Source organism: Undibacter mobilis, from assembly GCF_003367195.1.
Lineage (GTDB): Bacteria > Pseudomonadota > Alphaproteobacteria > Rhizobiales > Xanthobacteraceae > Pseudolabrys > Pseudolabrys mobilis.
The window spans coordinates 2,114,318-2,137,712 of sequence record NZ_QRGO01000001.1 but is presented as its reverse complement, the minus strand read 5'-3'; the positions used below and the strand labels follow the sequence as shown (position 1 = coordinate 2,137,712).

The following is a 23,395-nucleotide window of genomic DNA, read 5'->3' as shown; positions in this document are numbered from 1 at the left end:
CCGATTAGTTGCCGTACAGGTATTCCGGCAACCATAGCGTCAGCCCGGGCCAGAAGTACATGATCACCATACAGACGATGACCACGAACATATAGGGCATCATGCCGGCGAAGATCTGGTTGAGCGTGACGTGCTTGGGCGCCACACCTTTAAGGTAGAACGCCGACATCGCGACCGGCGGCGACAGGAAGGCTGCCTGCAAGTTGACGAAGACCAGCACGCCCCACAGCACCGGGTCGATGTTGAAGTGTTTGAGCATGGGCAGGAAGATGGGCACGAAGATCACGATGATCTCGGTCCATTCCAGCGGCCAGCCGAGGACGAAGATGATCGCCTGCGACAGGATCATGAACGCCGTGGGCGACATGTTCAGCGCCAGCACCCACTTCTCCAGCAGCGCTTGCCCGCCGAGAATCGCGAACACGCCGGAGAACAGCGCCGAACCGACGAACAGCCAGCACACCATCGCGGTCGTCTTGGCGGTGAGAAACACCGCCTCCTTGGTGCGCTTCCAGTCGAGCGTGCGCGCGTAGAACGCGAGCAGGAAGGCACCCGCCGCGCCGACCGCGGCCGATTCCGTCGCCGTGGTGATGCCGAACAGGATCACCGCCAGCACGACAACGGTGAGAATGCCGAGCGGCGCCACCGACTGCGTGAGCAGCCTGATGACCTCGAAGCGGTCGGCGTTCATGCGCCGGTAGTACCGCGCGATGATGACGGCGCCGAGCACCGCGATGGCGCCGAAGGTGTAGTAGAAGCTTGCCGCCGGACCCTGCTCCGCGGGTGACGGCGCCGCTTCAACCGGAGCCGAACCGAGTTGCTCCAACCCTTCCGGAACTTCAATGGCGGCGACCTGCTGGTGAATGACGACGTACCACCACACCAGCCAGAGCGTACCGGCGACCAGGATGAATGGCACCAGCGACATGAAAAGATCGGCGATCAGCTTGCGGTATGAATAGGCGCCCTTGTCCGTCACGATCGCCCGAGCGCGGCCGGGCGAGGCCAGCGCGCGCAACAGCGCGACGAATACATTCTCGCTGCCATAGGCCGTGAGAAACTGACGCCGCCATTCCGGCACCGGAACGCGCGTCTGCTCGGGCGGCAGCGGCGGCGCGATCTTTGGATTGATCATCGCCCAACCGACGATATAGACGAGATAAAGCAGCGACAGGAAGAATCCCGGAAACATCGTCGCAGCGTACAGCTTGACGACCGACTGCCCGGCCACCGCCGCATAGACGATGATCATCACCGACGGCGGAATGAGAATGCCCAGCGTGCCACCGGCCGTGATGACGCCCGCTGCGAGCTTCACATCATAGCCGGCCCGCAGCATCGGGTTGAAAGCGATCACGCCCATCAGCACGACAACGGCGCCGACCAGACCCGAGGCGATTCCCCAGAAGGTGCAGACGATCAAGGTTGCGACCGCCAGTGACGCCGGCACGTTCCGAAATGCAAGCTGGATCGAATAGAACATCTTGTCGACCAGCGCGCCGCGCTCCATCACATATCCCATCAGAACGAATAACGGGATGGAGATAAGAACGTCGTTGGTCATCGCTCCGTAGGTGCGATCGACCATGAGGTCGAAGACGCGGTTGTCAAAAAACGACTGCCCGGGCGTATAGAAGGCGACATAGCCGAACATCATGCCCAGCCCCATCAGCGTGAACGCCGTGGGGAATCCCATCATGATGACGACGACGATGAGCCCCAGCATCAGGAGGCCGAGTGCGGGGTCGCTCATAGATTCAACTCCGAGCCCATGCCGCGCTGGCGTGCGGTCTCGTCAATGCTCTTGGCGCGCTCGATGGCGATCTTGCGCGCCTCGTCGTCGACAAATTCACTATGCGCGAGCTGTTCCTCGATGACATCGGTCTCGGCCACGTCCTTGAGACGACTCGGCCACTCGCCGGTCTTCAGACAAACGACGCAGCGAATGACCTCGGCGACGCCCTGCAGCATGACGAAGGCGCCGGCAATCGGGATCACCGACTTGAAATGATAAACCGGCGGCCCGTTGGCGGTGACGTTGGAATGCTCGCCGATGATCCAAGAGTTCGCCGCATAGTCGTAGCCGGCATACATCAGCGCGGCGATACCTGGAAAGAAGAACAGAATATAGAGCACGAGATCTAGGCCGGCCTGCATGCGCGGCCGCATCGACGAATAGAGAAAGTCACCGCGCACGTGCGCGTTCTGCGCCAGCGTATAGGCGCCAGCCAACATGAACAACGTGCCGTAGAACATGTTCGAGGCGTCGAAGATCCACGCCGTGGGCATGTTCATGATGTAGCGTTTGAAGACTTCGACGCAGACCAACATCATCAGACCGATGATGAGCCAGGCTGCCGCCTTGCCGACCCACGTACTGATGCCGTCGATCGTATGCAGAAGACGCTGTACGTTCATTGAAATTGCACGGGGCGCGGAGAATCGAAGAGTTCAGGGCACCACCCGGCCGCCCGACCGGATGATGCCCTGAGGTTCTGGTCGCGGATCAGCCCGGTTTCTTGCCGAAATAATGGTCGTAGGCCATCCGGCGATTGACAACGGTGTCCTGCTCCCACTGCGTGGCGCGCTTGGCGAAGGCGAGCTGCGAGTCGGCGATCTCCTTGAACAGCGGATTCTGCGCCGCGTATTTCTTGGCGACATCGTCGTAGATATCGAGCTGCTGCTTGAGGATCGCATCGGGCGTCTTGTAGAAACGCACTTTGTCCTTGGTCTGCAGTTCGGCATAGTCCTTCGAGTAGCGGTCGATCGCCTTCCAGGACATGTCCGAGGACGCGGCCTCGACGGCATTGGCGATGATCGACCGCATCTTCTCGGGCAGTGCGTTGAACTTGTCCTTGTTGAACATGATCTCGAACTGCTCGGCGTTCTGGTGATAGCTCTGCAGCATGCAGACCTTGGAGACGTCGGCAAAGCCGAGGATGCGGTCCGACGAGGCGTTGTTGAATTCCGCCGCGTCGAGCAGGCCGCGATCCATCGCCGCGACGATTTCGCCGCCCGGCAGCGCGTTGACCGCGGCACCGAGACCGGTGAACACGTCGATCGAAATACCGACGGTGCGATACTTCAGGCCCTTGATGTCATCGGCCTTGGTGATCGGCTTCTTGAACCAGCCGAGCGGCTGGGTTGGCATCGGACCGTAGGGGAACGACACCACGTTGGCATTGATCGAGGCATAGAGCTTCTCAAGCAGTTCCTTGCCGCCGCCGTATTTGTGCCACGCCAGCAGCATGTTGGCGTCCATGGCGAAGGCCGGGCCCGACCCCCACAGCGCCAGCGCGGTCTGCTTGCCGTAGTGATAGACGAGCACGCCGTGGCCGCCGTCGAGTGTGCCCTTGGACACGGCGTCGAGGAGCTGGAAGGCCGGCACCACGGCGCCCGCCGGCAGAACTTCGATCTTGAGATCGCCGCCGGTCATGTCGTTGACCTTCTTGGCGAAGTCGAGAGCGTATTCGTGGAAGATATCTTTCGATGGCCAGGTGCTCTGCCAGCGCATGCTGACGGCACCTTGGGCCTTGACGACGCTCGGCGCGGCGATGGCCGCTACGCCAGCGACCGCAGCACCACGGAGAAACCGGCGGCGGGTCGCGGTTGCAGGCTGGTCCGATTTAGCCATTCTGAATCCCTCCCTTGGGGCTTTGTTTCCTCAGTTTTCTTCTTTGTATTAAACATTTGTCATCGGGGCTTATTCCTTGGTCCAAAGCCAGCGGCCCAAGACCAAGCAACCCTTGAGGAATATCGTAAGAGCGTCCGCGAACTGACGCAACCTTGGGCAGGGTGGGATGCCCGGCAAATGCCTCTTTTCCAATATCCAAGATTGGCCGGTTTGTTATTACGCATGTGCGAAACCGCTGCCTGCCAAGCATTTCTCCCTGCCCTGTCGACCGAAGGAGCCTCCCTTGAGAGGAATTATCGCAACGCTCGCCACGGTATGGCGGATCGCCAGCCCGTATTTCCGGTCGGAAGAGCGCTGGGCCGGCCGCCTGTTGCTCGCCGCCATCATCGCCATCGAGCTTGGTATCGTGGCGATTACCGTCCTCATCAATCAATGGAACGCGCGATTTTATAATGCACTGCAAGACCGAAACTGGGACAGATTCGTCTATGAGCTCGGCTATTTCTGCGTATTGGCCACGATTTTCATCATCGCCGCCGTCTATCAGCTCTATCTGAACCAGTGGCTGCAGATCCGCTGGCGACGCTGGATGACGCGAACCTATCTCGACCGCTGGCTTGATGGATCCAATCACTACCGCATGCAGTTGCTCGGCGATGCAGCGGACAATCCCGACCAGCGCATCGCCGAGGACATCAGGCTGTTCATCGAGGGCGGCATTTTGCCGCTCGGCCTCGGCCTGTTGAACTCGATCGTCACCCTCGGCTCGTTCAGCGTGATCCTCTGGGGCTTGTCCGCGGCCGCTCCGCTCCACCTGTTCGGCGTCGCCTGGAATATTCCGGGCTATCTGTTCTGGGCCGCCCTGCTCTATGCGATCCTTGGTACCGCGCTGACACACTGGATCGGCAAGCCGCTGGTCGCGCTGAATTTCCAGCAGCAGCGTTACGAAGCGGATTTCCGCTTCAGCCTGGTGCGCGTGCGCGAGAACGCCGAACAGATCGCGCTGCTTGAAGGCGAGCAGGCCGAGCGCAATCGGTTGCTGGGCCGCTTCGCCCGCCTCGCCGACAACTGGATGGCGATCATGACGCGCACCAAGCGGCTGACCTTCCTCACCGCGGGCTATGGCCAGATCGCGTCCGTGTTCCCGATCATTGTCATCAGCCCAGCCTATTTTGCCGGCGCGGTGCAGCTCGGCGGCCTGACACAGACCGCTTCCGCCTTCAGCAGCGTCCAGGGCGCGCTCTCATTCTTTGTCGATGCCTACCGGCAGCTCGCCGTATGGAGTGCGGTGATCGAACGCCTCGACGGTTTCGACCGGTCGATCCTCACCGCGCGAGAGATCGCCACGACACCACCGGTCATCGCCATCGAACCGGCCGGCGGCACCGCGGTGGAGATCAAGGACCTCGCCGTCAAACTGCCGAACGGCGCGCCGCTCGTGAACGCACAAGACTTCGTCATCGCCGCCGGCGACAAGGTGCTGGTCACAGGCCCGTCCGGCTCCGGCAAATCAACCTTGTTCCGCGCGCTGGCCGGCATCTGGCCGTTCGGCTCGGGCACCATCCGGGTGCCGACAGGCGCCAAGGTGATGATCCTGCCGCAGCGGCCCTATTTCCCGATTGCGACCCTCACCGACGCCATCGCCTATCCGGCCGAACCGGGCACCTACGACACCGCGGCCATTGGCGACCTCATCACTGCAGTGGGATTGCCGGCGCTGGCCTTGCGTCTCGACGAGGAAGCCCACTGGAACCGCATGCTGTCTCTGGGCGAACAGCAACGCCTCGGCATTGCGCGGGCCCTGCTCCTCAAGCCCGACTACCTGTTCCTCGATGAGGCCACCGCCTCGCTCGATGAAGCGGCGGAAGCCTCGGTGTACCGATTGCTGGCGGAGCGGCTGCCCGGCACGACCATCGTTTCCATCGGTCACCGCTCGACGTTGACGGCCTTCCACAGCCGCCGCGTCACGGTCGAGCGTCAGGCGGAAGGCGCCCGGCTGAGCGAAGAGCCAGCGGCGCACTGAGCGGCCCTCCGGTCACACTGCACGCGGCCATAAAAAAAGCGGCGGTCCTTTTGGGACCGCCGCTTCTTGTTGGCCGATGAGGCCGATCAGGTTCGGCTTACTTGAGGGCCGAGAGCATGGTGTCGAACTTGAGCGACACGACGAAGGTGTCGTTGCACCAGTTGCTCGACGAGTTGCCCGCCGCGACCGCCAGGAAGGCGTTGCACTTCTGCGTGCTCTGGTCCGTGCCATGATAACGCAGGTCCAAGGTGAGCGCCTTGTAGGTGAAGGCCAGACCGGCGTTGTAGTAGGTGTAGCTCGGGTTGATAAAGCCAGCGGCGACGAAGCCGGTGTCCTTGATCCACCAGTGGCCGGCTTCACCCGACACGTAGGCGCCGATGCCGTTCGTGGTCCACGGCAGCACCCACTTCGCGGTCAACGAACCGTAGGTCGCGCCCGCCTTCTGGCCGCCCGTCGCGGTGAAGGTCTTGCTGTAGTGCAAGAGGTCCGGCGTCCAGAACAGGTTCGCACCGATCGACAGGTCCGGCGTGATCGCATAACCGAACTTGCCGTAGAGTTCGTAGAAGTCGCTGTCGTCGGTCGCGCCGTTCCAGGTTTCCTTCGGGTAGTAGTAATAGATCAGGCCGAGGTCGACCGAGAGCGCGCCGAAGGTGTTACGCCAGCCGCCATACAGGTCGACTTCCGCCGACGGATTGGTGAAGCCGTAAGCGGGCGCCGTGCTCGGCCAGTCAACGCCGTAAGCGGCGATACCGGCATAGAGCGTGCCGAAACCGATCGAAAGCTGCGGCTCGAAATAAGCGCCGCCCGAGAAACCGCGGTTCGACTGCGAAACGCCGCGGAAGTTATAGTCGCTCATCACGACGCCGCCGAAAGCGATATCGAAGATGCTCGGCGCCGGCGCGACAGCAACCTTCTTCGCCTTCACCGGCATATCCGCAGCAAATGCGGGCGCGGCGGATAAAACGACCGCGGCGACTGCTGATATCAAAATCTTCTTCATAGACCCTGCCCCTTCACTTTCAGATCGGTCTTCGACCGATGCACTCGCCCGTCCCGGTTGCGTAATCCCTCGCGAAAAGACCCTCGCCAAGGCAGGACGTCCCTTACGCAACAGGGCGTGCATTGGTGTCATTTTTCGTCTGGAGTCATGCAAATCAGCAAGGTGAAAAGGACGGCAATTGCTGCCTTATTAGGCGTTCACGCACTTCTTTCAAAAGTTTCAAAGGCGGTGTTGCGGAGATGACACAACTCCGGCTTGGCGACGTAGAGCCGCGAAATGGTCCTGCTTATCGGATATTAAAAGAAACTGCTGGTTGCGCCCTACGGCCGGGCGTTTGAAACCAGGATACCGCCGGCCGGCCCGACAAATATAAACACCCCATAAAAAACGGCCCGCCGGGACGGGCGGGCCGCTGTCTGTTGCATAGACCACCGGGAGCATTCCGGGCGGGGAGCGCCGATTCGGCCCGAACCGGACCGTGAACGACCGCCCTAGAAAGCCCCCCCCCGTTTCAAGCGGCCGTTTTCTTGCGGTTGGCGGCCAGCCTTTCGTCGACCAGCGCCACCTGGGCGTCGATGGCCGGGTGGCTGAGGCCCTTCTGTTTGGCGATAAGCTGCACCAGCTTGTCGGCGCGCTCGATATTCGGCGCACCATTATTGAGCGCACGGGCCGCCGAGGCCGGCCGCGACAGCGACTGCGCTGCGGCGGCATATTTCTCGAACGGCACCAGGTCGTCCGGCGAGGCGCCGAGCTTCACGCACAGATCGAACACGAAATTATAAACCGACTTCGATTCCTCGACATTGGTCCACACGGCCTCCTGCGCCGTGCGCATGCCGTCCTTGGTGATGCAGCGGTAGTTGCCAGCGAGCAGCATCGACCACTTGGCCAGCGGCACCCAGATCGAATCGTAGGCCTTGAGCTTCACCGGCAGTTCGATCTTGCCTTCCGGCGCGTCGAAGCGGGCGGCGTCCACATCCTTCTCGAGGTTGCGGATGATCTGCGTGTCCTTGTCATCCTCGAAGCGCGCGCACTTGAAGTTGGTCGGCAGCGTGACGAGGAGTTCGTTGGCCTTGCCGTCCGGCGGACGGATCGCCTGCGGGTCGGGACTGTTGAGCGTGATCTTCTTCGGATCGACCGAATCCCAGACGCGGGGATCGGTATAGGCCGCCTCAAGCGCCGCATAGTCGAGGCCGGGGATGCGCTTGATGTAAGGCAGCGGCGGCATGTTCATGATCGACATGCACGGCACCCGCGCCTTGCCGACGGCGTCGAGCAGCTGGCGCACGCCGTCCGAGCGATACTGCGGTTCCTGCATGCACAGGCCGACCAGATCGTATTTCGACGGATCAACGCCAGCCGCGCCGCCCGCCGTGACCTTGCCCGGCAGCTTGCGCGACTCGAGCAGCACGGGGTCCTTGCGGCCGCGGATCGGCAACGTGACCCTGAAGCCTTCGGCGTTGATCAGATCGGCCTCGGCCGGCAGGCAGACCAGATGGATCGAGTGCCCGCCGAACAGCAGTTTGGAGGCCAGCAGCGACCCGTAGGACGCGCCCATGAGCAGAATGTTGTACGCCATGATTGAAGGCTCCCTCACTCAGTTTCTTGGCGGATTTTCTTGGCGGCTTCGCTGAATTTTGTTCCCGGCCGGACCAAGGCCGGCGGCCGGCCGCAGCTAGTTGAATTGAGTCTAGGCGTCCCGGCGGGGCGATGCAATCGGACACGCTGTACCAGGTTCGCCGTGTGAATGGCTCTCCCGATCGGCGCCCTTCGAGCCATCCGCGATACAGCCTGTCGGAGTGAGCCTGCAACAAACAACAAGGGCGGCTGCGCGCGCATATCGCGCCCAGCCGCCCCGTTTGGAGCGCAGCAAGCGGTCCGTGAGGACCGGCCGCTACTGGCCGTTGCCCATGCCGCCGAAGGTCGGCGTGCCCGGAGCCGGGGCAGCCGCAGGCGGAGCCGCCGGAGCGGGCGCGGGCTTCGGCGCCGCTTTCTTCTTCGCAGGAGCGGCCTTCTTCTTGGCCGGAGCGGCCTTCTTGGCCTTTTTCGCAGTCTTCTTGGCGGACTTCTTTTTCGCCGCGACGACTTTCTTCGTCTTCTTTGTTTTCTTGCTCTTCTTGGCCTTCTTCGCGGTTTTCTTGACCGCCTTCTTACGCTTCTTTGCCATGATCGACCTCCGATCGGTTTTGAACAGATTGCAGTTCACAGGCCCCGGCTTGAAGCCCGAGACCCTTACGCAAAGCTCTTACAAGTAACTGCCGACTAACCGGCGCTCGCGCCGCCCGGGTTGATCCCCTCGATGCGGGCGAGCGGCTCCGGTATCGGGCCCCCGGTTGCCCAGTCGATCAGCTCGACCGTGTGAACCACCGGTATTGTCGTTCCGGATGCGATTTGAGTCATGCAGCCGATATTGCCGGCCGCGATCACATCCGGCTGGAGCTTTTCGATGTTGCCAACCTTGCGGTCCCGCAGCCTCAAAGCGATGGCCGGCTGAAGAATGTTGTAGGTGCCCGCCGAGCCGCAACACAGATGCCCCTCATCAACATCTTTGACGACAAAGCCCAACTTGGAAAGCAATTCTTTCGGTGCATGCACTATCTTCTGACCATGCTGCAGCGAGCAGGCCGCGTGATAGGCGACATTGAGCGGTTGAACCGTCGCACGCGCGAGGTCGAGCGTGGCCAGATACTCGCTGACGTCCCTGGCCAGCGCCGATATGCGGGCGGCCTTGTCGGCATAGGCCGGGTCGTTCCTGAACATATGTCCGTAGTCTTTTATCGTCGTACCGCAGCCGGACACGGTCACCAGAATTGCGTCGAGCGGCTCCCGTTCGAGCTCCGCCGTCCACGCATCGATCGTACCTTTGGCCTGCGCGAAAGCCTGCTCCTCCCGTCCCATATGATGGGTGAGCGAGCCGCAGCAGCCTTCGCCCTCGGCAATCACCACCTCGATGCCGTGGCGGTTCAGGGTCCGGATGGCGGCTTCATTGGTCGAGGGCCGCAGCACCGGACCAACGCAGCCGCCGAGCAACGCCACCCGGCCACGGCGTACCCCCGTCGCGGGGGAGACCATGCGGCCCCGGTCGGACGCGGGCGCCGGAATGCTCGCCGGGGTCAATCTCACCATCGCTGCAATGCGTGTCAGACCGATGGCTGCGAAGACGCCGGCGAAGGGGCGCGCCAGCCAGCCGCCAACCGCCGCAAGGCGGAACAGCGACCGGTTGGTCAGAACATGGGCCAGCATGGCGCGGATGGCCCGGTCGTGCAGCGGGCGCTTGTAGGTCTTCTCGATGTGGTCGCGGGCATGGTCGACGAGGTGCATGTAGTGCACGCCGGACGGACAGGTGGTCATGCAGGACAGGCAGGACAGGCAGCGGTCGATATGTTTGACCACCTCGCGGCTCGCCGGCCGGTCATTCTCGAGCATGTCCTTGATGAGGTAAATGCGCCCGCGGGGGCTGTCGAGTTCGTCTCCCAGCAGCACATAGGTCGGGCAGGTCGCGGTGCAGAAGCCGCAATGCACGCAGGCGCGCAGAATCTTGTCCGCTTCTGCGATCTGCGGATTGGCGAGCTGGACGAGCGAGAAATTGGTTTGCATGAGATGTCTTACACCCCCGCCCACATGCGGCCCGGATTGAGCACGCCCTTGGGATCGAAGCTGTCCTTCACGCGCTTGCTCAACGCCGCCAGGCCCGGCTCCTGCGGCTGAAAGACGTCGACCGAGGCCCGCAGCGAAACCGGCGCGCGCACCAGCGTCGCGTGGCCGCCAATCTCGGCAACGGCGCGGCGAATCGAGCCGGCATCGGCCTCGTTCTCGAACGGCATTGCCACCCAGACGAGACCACCGCCCCAGTCGTAGAACATCTGCGCCGCCGGCGTGACGAGATCGACCAGCTTGTGCGCCTGCGCCGGCGCCGTGGAGATACGCCAGAGCGGCCGGGCGCGCGCCGTCTCGATGGCAAATGGCGCCACCTGTCGTACGCTGCGCCATAGTGCCTTCGAATTCGTCTCGTCGAGCGCGACCGCCGCGCCAAAGAGCCGCATCAGCTTGAGGAGCGTATTGGTGCGGTGCGTGACCGACGGCGCCACGCCTTCGAGCCGCAGCACGGTCGAGGCTTCGGGATGAGGCAGACCATCGAAATAAGAGGCCACATGGTCCGGCAGGTGCGCTGCCGCCGACACATCGCAGGACGAGCCCAGCGCCGCCGCCATCGCCGCGCAGGCCTGCGCGTCGTCGAGACCTTCAACGACGACGGTCGCCTCGGTCTCCGGCTTCGGCAGCACCTTGATCGTCACGTCGGTCATCGCTGCCAGCGTGCCCCAGGAGCCGGCCAGCACCTTGCACAGATCATAACCGGTGACGTTCTTCACCACCCGGCCGCCGGTTTTCACGGTTTCGCCGCGGCCGGTCACAACCGTGGCGCCGAGGAAATGGTCGCGCGCGGCGCCGGCCTTGATGCGGCGCGGGCCGGACAAATTGACCGCCAGCGTGCCGCCGATCGTGCCCTGCCCTGCCTCCTGACCGAGCAAGAGGCCGTAGTCCATCGGCTCAAAATCGAGTTGCTGGTTGTTATCGTCGAGCAGCTTCTCGATCTCCGCCAAAGGCGTGCCGGCTCGCGCAGAGAGGACGAGTTCGTCCGGCTCATAGAGCATCACGCCGGACAGTCCGGACAGGTCGAGAGTCATGTCGGTTTGGCTCGGTCGGCCGAGTGCACGCTTGGAGCCTGTGCCGACAACTTCGAATGCCTTGTCGTTGCCGAGCGCCCAGCGCACGGCTTCTTCGACCTGAGAGACTTCGGTGGGCTTAAAAACGTCGGTCACGAAAAGGGCTCGACAAAGAGAAACGGCGAACGACCATCAGAACCGCGGCAAATCGGGGAATGGCAACTGCCCGCCCGAGATGTGCATGCGGCCGAGTTCGGCGCAACGGTGCAGTTGCGGAAATACCTTGCCCGGATTGAGCAGGCCCTTGGCGTCGAAGGCGCATTTGACGCGCTGCTGGGCATTGAGGTCGATCTCGGAGAACATGGCCGGCATCAGGTCGCGCTTTTCGATGCCGACGCCGTGTTCGCCCGTCAGCACACCGCCGACTTCGACGCAGAGCCGCAGGATATCGGCCCCGAACTCCTCGGCGCGATCGAGTTCGCCCGGCTTGTTGGAGTCGTAGAGGATCAGCGGGTGCAGGTTGCCGTCGCCGGCATGAAAGACATTGGCGACACCGAGTTGATACTTCTCCGACAGCTCCTTCATGCGCGCCAGCACCAAAGGCAGCTTGGCGCGCGGGATGGTGCCGTCCATGCAGTAATAGTCCGGCGAAATGCGTCCCGCCGCCGGGAACGCGGCCTTGCGGCCCGCCCAGAACAGAAGCCGCTGCGCTTCCGACTGCGACGCCTGACAAGATACCGCGCCGCACTCCCGGGCAATGGTCTCGACGCGCGCGATGAGATGATCGACCTCCGCCGCCGGCCCGTCGAGTTCGACGATCAGCAAGGCCTCGACATCAAGCGGATAACCGGCATGGACGAATTCCTCGACCGCATGGATCGCCGGCTTGTCCATCATCTCCATGCCGCCGGGGATGATGCCCGCAGCGATGATCTTCGAAACGCAGGCGCCGCCCTGCTCGGAGGTCGGAAAACCGATCAGCACGGCGCGCGCGGTTTCCGGCTTCTTGAGAATGCGCACCGTCACCTCGGTAACGACGCCGAGCAGACCCTCCGAGCCGACGACGAGACCAAGCAGGTCGTAGCCTTCGGAATCCAGATGCTTGCCGCCAAGCCGCACCACCTCGCCGGTGATCAGCACGATCTCGCAGCCCAGCACATTGTTGGTGGTCATGCCGTATTTCAGGCAATGCACGCCGCCGGAATTTTCCGCCACATTGCCGCCGATGGTACAGGCGATCTGCGACGACGGATCGGGCGCATAGTAGAAGCCGGCATGGGCGACCGCGTTCGACACCGCCAGGTTGGTGACGCCTGGCTCGACCACGGCAATGCGATTGTCGAAATCGATGTCGCGAATTTTATTGAACTTGGCCATGCCGAGCAGCACGCCGTCGGCCAGCGGCAGAGCGCCGCCCGACAACGAGGTGCCGGCGCCGCGCGGCACCACCTTGATGCCCTCGGCGTGGCAATATTTGAGGATCTCAGCCACCTGCTGCGTCGTTTCCGGCAGCACCACGACCATCGGCATTTGGCGGTAAGCGGTCAGCCCGTCGGATTCGAACGGCTTCATCTCGTGTTCGCGGTCGATCACGCCCTCGCCCGGCACAATGGTGCGCAGCGCCTTGACGATCTCGGCACGGCGGCCAAGGATCGCCTGATCCGCCTCGGGCATTTTGACCGACATCAATAAGTCTCCAGGACCACGTTATACCCCTGCCGCCAGCTTCTGCGACGATACCAGCCAATCGGGCGGGTTGACACCGGCGGCCCGGGGAAGCATTCGGATATTGGAATGTAAATGCATCCGGGACCGGTGTCGCCCAAAACGACGAAAGGAAACTTGCAATGAGGAAGACCTTTTTCCGCGGCGCTTTCTGCGCGGCCGCATTGATCGCTGTGGCGGCGCAACACGCTGCAGCGCAGGATCTGACGGCCGGCGAAAACTCCTTCAAGAAGTGCCTGCCCTGCCACGCCGTCGGCGAAGACGCCAAGAACAAGGTCGGTCCTGTTCTCAACGGTCTCGAAGGCCGTCACTCGGGCTCAGTTCCAGGATATGCCTACTCCGACGCTAACAAGAATTCGGGCATCACCTGGACCGAGGCCGAGTTCCTCGATTACATCAAGGACCCGCGCGCCAAGATCAAAGGCACCAAGATGATCTTCCCGGGCATCAAGAACGAGACCGAGGCCAAGAACCTCTGGGCCTATCTCGTCCAGTTCGACGCCAGCGGCAAGAAGAAGTAGACGGAACCGGCCGGCCAACGAGGCCGGCTCAATCGATATCGATCGCGCGCGGCGCACATTTGACCTCGGTCAAGGTCGGCGCGCGTAGTTGTCGGCACTATAGTAGTCGTGGGGCACACCAAGCCCCAAGGGAGCTGCCATTATGATCAAAGATATCGTTGTCAATCTCGGTCTCGGCGCGAAGGACCCCGCCGGCGATTACGCCGTCGCGCTCGGGGAAGCTTTGGAAGCGCATGTCGCGGGCGTCGCCTTTTCTTACGAGCCGGTCATTCCGGGCGCCGTGATGGGCGGCATTCCGCCGGAGTTCATCGAGGCGCAGCGCACCGAAGCCGACAAGAAGGCCAAGGCTGCCGTGGCCCGATTCGAAGCCGCGGCCAAGCGTTCCGGCCTGTCGGCCGAATCGCGCATCATCTCCGCCAGCGTGTCCGGCGCGGCGGACCAGTTCGCCCGCATCGGCCGCCGCTTCGACCTCGTCATTGTCGGTCAGGCCGATCCCGCCGAAGGGTTCCAGGACGAAGTGGTCGATGAGACCGCGCTGTTCGAATCCGGGCGGCCCGTCGTGTACGTGCCGTTCATTCAGAAGGGCGGCGTGAAGTTCGACCGCATCATGGTGTGCTGGGATGGCGGCCGCGCCGCGACCCGCGCCATCGCCGACAGCCTGCCGTTGCTCAAGAAGGCCAAGCAGGTGGAGATTGTCATCATCGCCAGCAAGGCGGCCAAAGGCGACGAGATTGCCGGCGCCGATCTTGGCCAACACCTCGCGCGGCACGGCCTCAAGGTCGACGTCAAGCGCATCACCTCGCCGGACATCGATGTCGCCTCGACCATCCTGTCTTACGCGGCGGACTCCAGCACCGACATGATCGTGATGGGCGGCTACGGCCATTCGCGTCTGCGCGAGTTCGTCCTCGGCGGCGCAACGCGCGGCATTCTCGAAAGCATGACGGTGCCGGTCCTGATGTCGCACTAGTGGTCGTTCCGGGACGCGCCCCGGAATCCGGCTACTCTCAGAGAGCTCGTTTCTGGATTCCGGGTTCGCTCGCTGTCGCTCGCGCCCCGGAATGACGGAGGGTCAAAGTGCTCTCACGCCATGTCAAGCTGCTCAACGGCGAAATGGTGGTCCTCCGTCCGCTCCGGCCGGAGGACGCCGCGCTCTATCCCGATTTTCTCGCCAAGGTGACGAGCTTCGATCTGCGCCTGCGCTTCTTCTCGGCGATCCGTGAAGTGTCGCCGGAGATGATCGACAAGCTCGTCCATTACGACCCGAACAAGGCGATGGCCTTCGTCGCGCTCGACGCCGATGGACGGCTGCTCGGCGTCGTCCGGCTGCACGACGACGACAAACACGAGACCGGCGAATTCGCCATCCTGCTGCGCTCGCACCTCAAGGGGCGCGGCCTCGGCTGGCTGATGATGAAACACATGATCGCCTATGCGAAGGAGCACGGGCTCAAAGCGGTGCGCGGCCAGGTCCTCGCCGAGAACACCACCATGCTGCAGATGTGCGGCGAACTCGGCTTTCATCTCCGGAACGATCCGGACGAGCCCGGCACCTACCATGTCGAACTGCCGCTCGCCGAAGTGCCGGCCGAGGCCGTTGCTTGATCGTGCGCTAGGTCAGGACCACCTGCGCCACCATGCCGCGGGCGCGGGCATCGATGACGCCAAGCGCACGCAGCGAAAACAAGGTCACCGTCTGAACGGCCTCGCGCGCCGCTGCGGCATCCGCATGCGTCGGCGCCATGGGGCTGAGCAGGCCTTCCATCAGCGCCCCGACAATGGCCGGGGCCGCCAGACGCGCGTCCTGTTCCGGCAGGAAACGCAGCCCGATGGCGATGTTGATGCGCCGCTCCAGTTCGCCCGCGAGCGACTGCCGGAAGTCGGCGCGCATGACATCGACTTCCGCATCCACCGCCTCGCCGATCACCGCCCAGGCAAGCTTGCGCTCGGCCAGCGCCCGCGAAGCAAAACGGGCAATGCCGGAGGCGAGCGCCGATAGCGGGCCGGGCGCCGCATCCGCCGCGGTCTGCATGGCCTCGAGCTCCCGCCCGGCCACCGCCGCGATCAGTTCGGCCACGAGGTCGTTCTTGGTCGGGAAATAACGGTAGACCGTGCCGGCGGCGATGCCGGCGCGTTGGGCCACCGCCACGATTTGCACGGCGGCCATGCCGCCCTCGGCCGCCAGGGCGATAGCCGCCTCGAGGATGGTCTTTTCGCGCTCGGCGAGGCGGCGGATGACATTGTCGGTCCGGCGGTACGGCATTCAACGAGTGAACAGCGATTCACCCGTTTGTGACAAGGGGAAGGCCGCCGGGCACCTGCTCCCTTGCCGGTGGGGGTTACTTGCCCGCCAGCGCTTTCGCGCGGATGGCGCTCATCGACATGCCGGGCGTCAGCGGCTCGGCATCGACTTTGAGGTGAATGATCGACGGCAGACCCGACTTCTGCGCCGCGGCGAAAGCCGCCGGGAAGTCAGCCGTCTTCTCGACGCGAATGCCGAAGCCGCCGAAGGCCTTGGCATAGGCCACGAAGTCCGGGTTCTTCAGATCGGTGCCGACGACACGGCCCGGATATTCGCGCTCCTGGTGCATCCGGATGGTGCCGTAAGTGCCGTTGTCCCACAGGATCACGATCACCGGCCGCGAATATTGCACGGCGGTGGCAAAGTCGTTGCCGGTCATCAGGAAGTCGCCATCGCCGGCGACGCAGACAACCGTCCGGTCCGGGTACAACGTCTTCATCGCCACGGAAGCGGGGAAGCCATAGCCCATCGAGCCGGAGGTCGGCGCGATCAGCGTGTTGTAGCGACGGAAGCGATAATAACGGTTGATCCAGGTGGCGAAGTTGCCGGCACCATTGGTGATGATGGCCTCGGGGCCGAGATTGTCGCGCAGCCACACCATGATCTCGCCGAGATTGATCGGCCCCGGCTGCGCCGACGGCGTCTCGGTCCAGGCCAGGAAATCGGCATGCGCGGTGTCGGCCTCGCCCTTCCAGCCGATGTCGTTCGGCGGCTGCAAACCCTCGAGCGCGGCGCAGAACGCGGTCGGCGCCGCATTGATCGCCAGCGTCGGGTGATAGACGCGGCCCAGCTCCTCGGCGCCCGGATGCACATGAACGAGCTTCATCTGCGGTTCGGGAATGTCGAAGGCCGTGTAGCTCTGCGACGACATCTCGCTCATGCGGTCGCCGATCAGCAGAACGAGATCGGCACCCTTGATGCGCGCCAGCAGCTTCGGGTTCGGGCCGATGCCGAAGTCGCCGGCGTAACAAGGGTGCGTGGCGTCGAACAGATGCTGGTAGCGGAACGTGGTCGCCACCGGCAACGCGAAGCGTTCGGCAAAGCGCATCATCGCCGCGCTCGCCGCTTCCGACCAGCGCGAACCGCCAATGATGGCGATCGGCTTTTTCGCCGCCCACAGCATCTTCTGCAAGCGGCTCATGTCGTTGAGCCCTGGCCAGGTCTCGACCGGCTCGACGGCGGTCGCATTGGGCACCACGCAGCGCTCGGTCAGCATGTCTTCCGGCAGCGCGACCACCACCGGACCGGGCCGGCCGTTGCAAGCCGTGAAGAAGGCGCGCGACACGACCTCCGGTATACGCGCGACATCATCGATCTCGGTTGCCCATTTGGCGATGCCGCCGAATACCTGACGATAGTCGAGCTCCTGGAAGGCTTCACGCTCGCGCATGTCGCGGCCGACCTGGCCGACGAACATGATCATGGGCGCCGAGTCCTGCCGCGCGATATGCACGCCGGCCGATCCGTTGGTCGCGCCCGGCCCGCGCGTGACGAAACAGATGCCGGGCTTGCCGGTCGCCTTGCCGACGGCTTCCGCCATCATCGCCGCGGCACCCTCGTGGCGGCAGATGGTCAGCGAAATCGGCGCATCGTGCAGCGCGTCGAGCGCAGCAAGATAGCTTTCGCCCGGCACACAGAAAGCGTGACGCACGCCCTGAACGACCAACTGGTCGATGAGAATCTCGCCACCAGTGCGGGTGCCGTCGTTCGAACGCATGTCACACTCCGGATGTCGCCTTAAGACGGCAAATTTTATAGACCATCACAGGCGGCGCAGCGAGAGGTCGAAATGCCCCGTAGCGCCGTCCGGCCTATACCTTTCGCGGCGGAATCGGCGGCGCGAAGGAGACCGGCGTCATCAGACTGGTCTTCTGTTCAAGCACGTAACCCATCTTGGCGCTTTCGGCGAGGTAGTTCTTCCACTCCTGGTCCTGCATCATGCGCGCACGCTTTTGCTCGCGGTCGGCGGCGCTGTCGTAGACCCAGATATGGACGATGGAATTCATCTCGCCGCTTTCCGCATTGGCGTAGCACAGCGGCTCGCCGAGATAGCGAACCTGCGCCGGATAACCCAGGCGCTCATAAAGCGCGAGGTGCGGAGCCATGCATCCCGGCTTGATCTTGTAGGTGCGAACGTCGAGCAGCACGCGAGACCTCCCTGGTCATTCTTATCGGTGGTGGGCGCGCACTTTCCGCAGCAAGCGGCGGCAGGTCAATAGGCCGAAGCGCAGAGCGCCTCGCCTTTTCTGCGGCCTTATTCGGCGGCTTTGGCGCCGGCGGTCCAGTCGGAGCGCTGTTCGGCCGGCTTGCGATAATGCGACAGATTGCTCGCCGTATTGACCAGCGCCAGATGGGAGAAGGCCTGGGGGAAATTGCCGACCAGACGCTGCGAGCGTGGCTCGTACTGTTCGGCCAGCAGGCCGAGGTCGTTGCATAACGACAGCAGCCGCTCGAACAGCTTCTCGGCGTCTTCGACACGGCCAAGCATCAGATAGGCATCGGCGAGCCAGAAGCTGCAGGCCAGGAATACGCCCTCGCCCGGCGGCAATCCGTCGTCGGTTTTCGTGGTGTCGTAGCGCAGCACCAAGCCGTCGCGCATCAACGTCCGCTCGATCGCCTCGACCGTGCCGCGGATGCGCGGGTCCTCCGGTGGCAGAAAGCCGACTTCCGGCAACAGCAGCAGGCTCGCATCGAGCTCGCGCGAACCATAATACTGCGTGAAGCTGTTGAGTCCGGCGTCGTAGCCGTGGGCGCAGACATCGTCGTGGATGCGGTCACGCACCGTGCGCCAGCGCTCGAGCGGCCCAGGAAGATCGTGGGCCTCGGCACTCTTGATGGCACGATCGAACGCGACCCAGGCCATCACCTTCGAGTAAGTAAAGTGCTGGCGTTCGCCGCGAACTTCCCAGATGCCTTCATCCGGCAGAGACCAGATGTTTTCCAGATGCGCGAGCAGCGCGCGCTCGAGATCCCAGCCCGCTTCCTGATGGCCGAGGCCGCCGACGCGGGCCTGATGCAACGCATCCATCACCTCGCCGAAGATATCGAGCTGAAGCTGGTTATAGGCCGCGTTACCGATGCGGACGGGCTGCGACTTCTCGTAGCCGTCGAGCCAGGGCACGTTCCATTCCGTCAGGCGTCGCTCGCCCTGAATGCCGTACATGATCTGGATCTGGCTCGGCGCACCGGCGGCCGCGCGCAACAACCAGTCACGCCAGGCGCGCGCCTCGTCGTAATAGCCGGCGTTCATCAATGCCAGCAGCGTCAGCGTGGCGTCGCGCAGCCAGCAGAAACGGTAGTCCCAATTGCGCACGCCGCCGAGCCATTCCGGCAGCGACGTCGTCGGCGCCGCCACCATGCCGCCCGTCGGTGCATAGGTGAGCGCCTTGAGCGTGATCAGGGAACGCACCACAGCATCGTTGTACGGGCCATCGATCCTGTTGCGCGACACCCATTCATGCCAGTAACGCTCTGTACTGCCGAGGCTTGCGGCAACGTCGAGCGCGTGAGGCAATTCGTCGTGCGACGGCGCATAAGTCAGGCTGAAGGTGAAGCACTCGCCGTCCCTGATCGTGAAATCGCCGATGGTCTTGAAGTCCTCGTCGTGGAACGGCACCGACGAACGCAGCACCACCATGTCCGGACCGGAGATGGCGCGCGCGGTGTGCCGGTCGATGCGGGTCAGCCACGGCACTGCCTGGCCATAGCCGAAGCGGAGGATCAGTTCGCCATGCAGATCGACCTGACCGTGTTCGCAGGTGATCATGCGCATCAAATGCGAATGCGTGTGACGCGGCGGCATGAAATCGGTCAGGACCACGACGCCGGTATCGGTCTCAAACCGGGTCTCGAGGATCAGCGTGTTCGGCCGGTAGCGCCTCGTAACCCTGGCGTTGGGATCGTTCGGGCCAATCAGCCAGCGACCATTGTCCGGCGTGCCGAGCAGCGCCGCAAAGCAGGCATCGGAATCGAACCGCGGCCAGCACAGCCAGTCGATCGAGCCATTGCGGCCGACAAGGGCCGCGCTGCCCAGATCGCCGATCAATGCATAATCTTCAATGCGCAACGTCATGCGGCTTCAAGAAACGATCTTCGTGGCGGCATTGGGGAATCCCGCCGGAAACCGCCGAAGCGCGGACAACCGGCAATCGGTATCGTTCATATAACGGGCCGAGAGGTTCCAGGTTCCTTCACGCGCAGCAGCGTGACCGCCTGGGCGCGGTTTTCGGCGAGGAAACGAGCCAGCGGCTGGTCGAGCACGCGGCCGCGGCTCTTGGCAGCATGGCGCAGCATCAGGTCGCCTTCGTCCGTAACGACGACGAAGCCGGTGTGGAAATAGTCGAGCCCGGGCCGCTGCGAGAGGAAGCCGACAATGTCGCCGGTCGACAGCAGCCGTCGGTTGTCGATCAGCGCCTGACGCGGCAGAGCGGTGATCGACACCTGCCGGGGGCCGAGGCCACGCATCCAGGTCAGCCGCTTGTCGATGGTCTCGCTGCCGGGCAGCACCAGCTTCTTGCACACATCGTTGGCGACATTGTTGGCGCACCAGTCGGAGAAATAGTGGTTGCGCGCGCGCCATGCGATCTCGCCATCCTTGTAGCGGATAAGCCGCAGTTGCATCTCGAACTGCGCCGGCTCTCGCGCCAGCGCCGCCGCCAGCACCGTCTCGCAGAACGTGACGCAGTCGAAGGCGTCGTCGCGCAGCACGAAACGCTCGGCCCGGCGCGGGCCGCCGATCAAGGTGTGGCCGCGATAGGGCGATCCGATCAGCGCCTTCGAGATGAAATCAACGCGTTGCGACACCGCCGGCAGCGCCGAGGCTTCGCTGATCAGCCGTGCGATGCGCTTGTCGGAAACCGGCGGCATCAGCGCCAGCGCCGGCGCACTCATCAGGCCGACGGTGCCGCCGGCCATCGCCGTCAGGAGCTTGCGCCGTGTGATGGTCGCAACGTTCATCGCCTGCCTTCTAGTCGCGGATCACGACAAGGCGATCGGTGCCGGATTCGGCGCCCCACATCTCGCCCGGGCGGCCGAGCATCTGCCGCACGTCAGCACGGCGCCGGTTGCTTGGAAAACGCTCGAACTTCTCCGTCACCGGATCGAAGCGCACGATGGCATTGGCGTTCCAGTCGGACAGCCAGACCTTGTCCTTGTCGTCGACGAACACCGCATAGCAGCCATTGTCGGCATCGGGCAGCTTCCAGACGCGCCAGGTTCGCGCCAGCGGATCGTAACGCCCGACCTCGCCCGAATTCCAGAAGCTCACCCACAACAGCCCCTTGGAGTCCGACCAGATGCGGCGCGGACCGACGCCCGCTTTCGGCGGCTGGATCATCAGCGCGTCGCCCGACACGGTATCGATCTTGGCGATGTGGTCGCCGGCGAGGGAGGCGTACCAGACGTCGCCGTTCGGCGTCGTCGTGATCCCGTAAGGCCCAACGCCCTTTGGCGACTTCCACGCCTCGACCTTGCCGGTCGCCGGATCGACGCGGCCATGCACGCCGTTCTGTCCCGTGAACCAGAGAATGCCCTTGCCGTCAAAGGTCGCGGTGTTGAGGTTGGCGTTGGCATGATCCTTGGGCAGCGGAAACACCTTTACCGTCTTGCTCGCCGCGTCGTAGCGAACGATGGCATTCTGGCCGCCATCGGTGATCCAGGCCGCATGGTCCGGCCCAACGATAACGCCGTGCGGCGCCGAATCCTTGCCGAGCGGCACCTGCGTTACAGCGCCGGTCTTCGGATCGAGCACGCCGAGCGCGCCTTGATGCTGCGCCGTGTACCAGACCGTGCCGTCCGGTGCCGGCGCAACGTCGTGCGGATGCGCGCCCTTGACGACGTCGAAGTAGGAAATCTGCGCGGCCATTGCCGGACCCGCCGCGATTGCCACCATCACCGCGAACGCTGCCACCCGAATGTGGATCATGTCGCTCTCCGGCTATTCCGCCGCCTGGTGCGGTTTCACCCAGCGCGCCGCCGCGCTGTCGTCGTCGGCTCTGGCCTCGACCCAGCTTGTCTCGATGGCGCTGCCGCTCGCCTTCTCGACCTGTTTCCAGAACGGCGCACGGGTCTTGAGATAGTCCATCAGGAATTCCGCGGCTTCGAAGGCTGCAGCGCGATGCGACGATGCGGTCGCTACCATCATGATGTCTTCGCCCGGCACGATGCGGCCGAAACGATGAATAACGATGGCGCCGGTGAGCGGCCAGCGTTGCGCGGCCTCCGCGACATGGCTTTCGATCTCGGTTTCGGCCATGCCGGGATAATGTTCGAGGGTAAGCGCCGCAATCGCTTCGCCATTCTCCGAGCCGCGGCAAATGCCGGTGAAGGTCACCACCGCGCCAACATCGGTGCGGCCGCGCGACAGCGTCGCCGCCTCGGCCGAGGCGTCGAAGGGCTCGCTCTGGACTTTGACCGCGATCATGGCCGCCATGGGGACAATGTAGTGCAGAATTGCTCCGCCGTCATTCCGCGACGGTGCCCGGAATGAGCGCTGTCAGCCGCCCGTCATCGGCGGGAAAAAGGCGATCTCACGGGCGCCGGCAATCTCCGCCTGCGGCTTCACATGGCTGCGGTCGATGGCGGCGCGGATGACCTTGGGGTTGTCGAAGGCATAGGCATATTCCTCGCCGCGCCCGGCGAGCCACGTCATCAACTCGGCAACCGTGGCGATGCCGGCGGGGACTACGACGTCCTCCTCCGGCTTGCCGATGCGTTCGCGCACCCAGGCGAAATAACGAATCTTGATCGATGTGCTCATTTTTTCCCGCGCATCATCTGGTCCGAAAACCCGTCTCCATCCCCGATCCCATCGGGGACATGCTTTTCGGGACGATGCTACTCGTCAATCATATGACGCAGACCGGCGCGCAAATAGTCCCAACCGGTGTAAAGCGTCAGCAGCGCGGCGAGCCACAGCAGCGTAATGCCGATCTCGACGGTGTAAGGCAGCACCTTCTCGCCCGCTTCACCCGCGATCAGAAAGCCGATGGCGACGAGCTGGCCGACCGTCTTCCACTTCGCCAGCGTGGTCACCGGCACGCCGACGCGAAGTTCCGCGAGATACTCGCGCAAGCCGGATACCAGCACTTCACGGCACAATATAATGACGGCGGCGAGCAGCGCCCAGCCGCGGATCGTGGTTCCCGCCGCCAGGATCAGCAGGCAGGCGGCGACGAGGAGCTTGTCGGCAATCGGATCGAGCATGCGGCCGAGCGAGGATTGCTGGCCCCAGGCCCGCGCCAGATAGCCGTCGAAGAAATCGGTCACGGCGGCGGCGATGAAAACCGCCAGCGCCACCCAGCGCAGCCACAGTTCCCCGGCAAATATGCTCTGCCAGAACAGCAGCCCGACCACGACCGGCACCGCCGCGATGCGGGCGTAGGTCAGGATGTTCGGCAGCGACATCGGGTGCGCCGGCAGACGGGGGATGCGATTGGGGTTCATGCCGGGCACAAGGAACACCGCGCCCGCCATCAGGTCAACCGCCTGTGCGGCACCAGTCACATGCAGATAGTACCGGCGCCCGT

At 63.7% G+C, this 23,395-nt stretch carries 22 protein-coding genes; 4 read left to right on the top strand and 18 right to left on the bottom strand.

The window, feature by feature from the left end; all coding sequences use genetic code 11:
* Window positions 1-4: 4 nt before the first annotated feature.
* From DXH78_RS10155 to DXH78_RS10145, 3 genes are all read right to left on the bottom strand, one after another.
* The gene (locus DXH78_RS10155; protein ID WP_115516919.1) at window positions 5-1,753 is read right to left on the bottom strand and encodes a TRAP transporter large permease; all 1,749 of its coding nucleotides are present in this window, start codon (window positions 1,751-1,753) and stop codon (window positions 5-7) included.
* Window positions 1,750-2,418: a TRAP transporter small permease subunit gene (locus DXH78_RS10150; protein ID WP_115516918.1), complete on the bottom strand. Its 669-nt coding sequence runs from the start codon at window positions 2,416-2,418 to the stop codon at window positions 1,750-1,752. Before DXH78_RS10150 ends, DXH78_RS10155 begins: the two co-directional genes overlap by 4 nt.
* 88 nt (window positions 2,419-2,506) lie before the next feature.
* On the bottom strand, window positions 2,507-3,634 hold the full coding sequence (locus DXH78_RS10145; protein WP_115516917.1) for a TRAP transporter substrate-binding protein: 1,128 nt from the start codon (window positions 3,632-3,634) through the stop codon (window positions 2,507-2,509).
* 283 nt (window positions 3,635-3,917) lie between these two features.
* On the opposite strand from DXH78_RS10145, the gene DXH78_RS10140 reads away from it, so the two are divergent.
* Complete coding sequence (locus DXH78_RS10140; protein WP_115516916.1) at window positions 3,918-5,657, top strand: ABC transporter ATP-binding protein/permease; 1,740 nt, start codon at window positions 3,918-3,920, stop codon at window positions 5,655-5,657.
* A 97-nt stretch (window positions 5,658-5,754) separates the two neighbouring features.
* On the opposite strand, the gene DXH78_RS10135 is transcribed toward DXH78_RS10140, so the two are convergent.
* The 6 genes from DXH78_RS10135 to DXH78_RS10110 all read right to left on the bottom strand — a co-directional run bounded on the left by DXH78_RS10135 (window position 5,755) and on the right by DXH78_RS10110 (window position 13,007).
* Window positions 5,755-6,657 carry a TorF family putative porin gene (locus DXH78_RS10135; RefSeq protein ID WP_168192764.1) on the bottom strand — a complete coding sequence of 301 codons (903 nt, stop codon included), beginning with the start codon at window positions 6,655-6,657 and terminating at the stop codon, window positions 5,755-5,757.
* 511 nt (window positions 6,658-7,168) lie between these two features.
* Window positions 7,169-8,236 carry a Rossmann-fold NAD(P)-binding domain-containing protein gene (locus DXH78_RS10130; RefSeq protein ID WP_430727480.1) on the bottom strand — a complete coding sequence of 356 codons (1,068 nt, stop codon included), beginning with the start codon at window positions 8,234-8,236 and terminating at the stop codon, window positions 7,169-7,171.
* A gap of 315 nt (window positions 8,237-8,551) precedes the next feature.
* On the bottom strand, window positions 8,552-8,824 hold the full coding sequence (locus DXH78_RS10125) for a histone (RefSeq protein WP_115517839.1): 273 nt from the start codon (window positions 8,822-8,824) through the stop codon (window positions 8,552-8,554).
* A 95-nt stretch (window positions 8,825-8,919) separates the two neighbouring features.
* Window positions 8,920-10,254 (bottom strand): glycolate oxidase subunit GlcF, encoded by a 1,335-nt coding sequence (gene glcF / locus DXH78_RS10120; RefSeq protein ID WP_115516914.1) that lies wholly within the window; start codon window positions 10,252-10,254, stop codon window positions 8,920-8,922.
* Between the two features lie 8 nt (window positions 10,255-10,262).
* Window positions 10,263-11,477 (bottom strand): glycolate oxidase subunit GlcE, encoded by a 1,215-nt coding sequence (gene glcE, locus DXH78_RS10115; RefSeq protein ID WP_115516913.1) that lies wholly within the window; start codon window positions 11,475-11,477, stop codon window positions 10,263-10,265.
* 36 nt (window positions 11,478-11,513) lie between these two features.
* Window positions 11,514-13,007: an FAD-linked oxidase C-terminal domain-containing protein gene (locus DXH78_RS10110; RefSeq protein WP_115516912.1), complete on the bottom strand. Its 1,494-nt coding sequence runs from the start codon at window positions 13,005-13,007 to the stop codon at window positions 11,514-11,516.
* A 161-nt stretch (window positions 13,008-13,168) separates the two neighbouring features.
* Between DXH78_RS10110 and DXH78_RS10105 the strand changes: the two genes are divergently transcribed.
* The 3 genes from DXH78_RS10105 (at window position 13,169) to DXH78_RS10095 (ending at window position 15,172) form a co-directional block, all read left to right on the top strand.
* Complete coding sequence (locus DXH78_RS10105) at window positions 13,169-13,567, top strand: c-type cytochrome (protein WP_115516911.1); 399 nt, start codon at window positions 13,169-13,171, stop codon at window positions 13,565-13,567.
* Window positions 13,568-13,709: 142 nt separating this feature from the next.
* Window positions 13,710-14,537: a universal stress protein gene (locus DXH78_RS10100; protein ID WP_115516910.1), complete on the top strand. Its 828-nt coding sequence runs from the start codon at window positions 13,710-13,712 to the stop codon at window positions 14,535-14,537.
* Window positions 14,538-14,644: 107 nt separating this feature from the next.
* Complete coding sequence (locus DXH78_RS10095) at window positions 14,645-15,172, top strand: GNAT family N-acetyltransferase (RefSeq protein ID WP_115516909.1); 528 nt, start codon at window positions 14,645-14,647, stop codon at window positions 15,170-15,172.
* Between the two features lie 7 nt (window positions 15,173-15,179).
* Here the strand turns inward: DXH78_RS10095 and DXH78_RS10090 are convergent, their stop codons facing one another.
* From DXH78_RS10090 to pgsA, 9 genes are all read right to left on the bottom strand, one after another.
* On the bottom strand, window positions 15,180-15,830 hold the full coding sequence (locus tag DXH78_RS10090) for a TetR/AcrR family transcriptional regulator (RefSeq protein ID WP_115516908.1): 651 nt from the start codon (window positions 15,828-15,830) through the stop codon (window positions 15,180-15,182).
* Window positions 15,831-15,906: 76 nt separating this feature from the next.
* The gene (locus DXH78_RS10085) at window positions 15,907-17,586 is read right to left on the bottom strand and encodes a thiamine pyrophosphate-binding protein (protein ID WP_115516907.1); all 1,680 of its coding nucleotides are present in this window, start codon (window positions 17,584-17,586) and stop codon (window positions 15,907-15,909) included.
* Window positions 17,587-17,680: 94 nt separating this feature from the next.
* A complete protein-coding gene (locus DXH78_RS10080; RefSeq protein ID WP_115516906.1) occupies window positions 17,681-18,016 on the bottom strand; it encodes an NIPSNAP family protein in 336 nt (111 codons plus the stop codon).
* Window positions 18,017-18,123: 107 nt separating this feature from the next.
* Window positions 18,124-19,941: a glycoside hydrolase family 15 protein gene (locus tag DXH78_RS10075; protein ID WP_115516905.1), complete on the bottom strand. Its 1,818-nt coding sequence runs from the start codon at window positions 19,939-19,941 to the stop codon at window positions 18,124-18,126.
* Window positions 19,942-20,027: 86 nt separating this feature from the next.
* The gene (locus tag DXH78_RS10070) at window positions 20,028-20,825 is read right to left on the bottom strand and encodes an N-acetylmuramoyl-L-alanine amidase-like domain-containing protein (protein ID WP_115516904.1); all 798 of its coding nucleotides are present in this window, start codon (window positions 20,823-20,825) and stop codon (window positions 20,028-20,030) included.
* 10 nt (window positions 20,826-20,835) lie between these two features.
* Entirely contained in the window at window positions 20,836-21,792 is a 957-nt protein-coding gene (locus tag DXH78_RS10065; RefSeq protein ID WP_115516903.1) for a Vgb family protein, read from the bottom strand.
* A 12-nt stretch (window positions 21,793-21,804) separates the two neighbouring features.
* Window positions 21,805-22,299, bottom strand: coding sequence for a molybdenum cofactor biosynthesis protein MoaE (locus DXH78_RS10060; protein ID WP_115516902.1), 495 nt, complete (start codon window positions 22,297-22,299; stop codon window positions 21,805-21,807).
* Window positions 22,300-22,362: 63 nt separating this feature from the next.
* The gene (moaD, locus tag DXH78_RS10055) at window positions 22,363-22,614 is read right to left on the bottom strand and encodes a molybdopterin converting factor subunit 1 (protein WP_115517838.1); all 252 of its coding nucleotides are present in this window, start codon (window positions 22,612-22,614) and stop codon (window positions 22,363-22,365) included.
* Between the two features lie 89 nt (window positions 22,615-22,703).
* Entirely contained in the window at window positions 22,704-23,312 is a 609-nt protein-coding gene (gene pgsA / locus DXH78_RS10050; protein WP_115517837.1) for a CDP-diacylglycerol--glycerol-3-phosphate 3-phosphatidyltransferase, read from the bottom strand.
* Window positions 23,313-23,395 lie beyond the last annotated feature (83 nt).

Coding starts and splice junctions, on each gene's coding strand:
- DXH78_RS10155 (WP_115516919.1), bottom strand. CDS start 1,753: ATGAGCGACCCCGCACTCGGCCTCCTGATGCTGGGGCTCATCGTCGTC.
- DXH78_RS10150 (WP_115516918.1), bottom strand. CDS start 2,418: ATGAACGTACAGCGTCTTCTGCATACGATCGACGGCATCAGTACGTGG.
- DXH78_RS10145 (WP_115516917.1), bottom strand. CDS start 3,634: ATGGCTAAATCGGACCAGCCTGCAACCGCGACCCGCCGCCGGTTTCTC.
- DXH78_RS10135 (WP_168192764.1), bottom strand. CDS start 6,657: ATGAAGAAGATTTTGATATCAGCAGTCGCCGCGGTCGTTTTATCCGCC.
- DXH78_RS10130 (WP_430727480.1), bottom strand. CDS start 8,236: ATGGCGTACAACATTCTGCTCATGGGCGCGTCCTACGGGTCGCTGCTG.
- DXH78_RS10125 (WP_115517839.1), bottom strand. CDS start 8,824: ATGGCAAAGAAGCGTAAGAAGGCGGTCAAGAAAACCGCGAAGAAGGCC.
- glcF (WP_115516914.1), bottom strand. CDS start 10,254: ATGCAAACCAATTTCTCGCTCGTCCAGCTCGCCAATCCGCAGATCGCA.
- DXH78_RS10110 (WP_115516912.1), bottom strand. CDS start 13,007: ATGTCGGTCAAAATGCCCGAGGCGGATCAGGCGATCCTTGGCCGCCGT.
- DXH78_RS10105 (WP_115516911.1), top strand. CDS start 13,169: ATGAGGAAGACCTTTTTCCGCGGCGCTTTCTGCGCGGCCGCATTGATC.
- DXH78_RS10100 (WP_115516910.1), top strand. CDS start 13,710: ATGATCAAAGATATCGTTGTCAATCTCGGTCTCGGCGCGAAGGACCCC.
- DXH78_RS10090 (WP_115516908.1), bottom strand. CDS start 15,830: ATGCCGTACCGCCGGACCGACAATGTCATCCGCCGCCTCGCCGAGCGC.
- DXH78_RS10085 (WP_115516907.1), bottom strand. CDS start 17,586: ATGCGTTCGAACGACGGCACCCGCACTGGTGGCGAGATTCTCATCGAC.
- DXH78_RS10075 (WP_115516905.1), bottom strand. CDS start 19,941: ATGACGTTGCGCATTGAAGATTATGCATTGATCGGCGATCTGGGCAGC.
- DXH78_RS10070 (WP_115516904.1), bottom strand. CDS start 20,825: ATGAACGTTGCGACCATCACACGGCGCAAGCTCCTGACGGCGATGGCC.
- DXH78_RS10065 (WP_115516903.1), bottom strand. CDS start 21,792: ATGATCCACATTCGGGTGGCAGCGTTCGCGGTGATGGTGGCAATCGCG.
- DXH78_RS10060 (WP_115516902.1), bottom strand. CDS start 22,299: ATGGCGGCCATGATCGCGGTCAAAGTCCAGAGCGAGCCCTTCGACGCC.
- pgsA (WP_115517837.1), bottom strand. CDS start 23,312: ATGAACCCCAATCGCATCCCCCGTCTGCCGGCGCACCCGATGTCGCTG.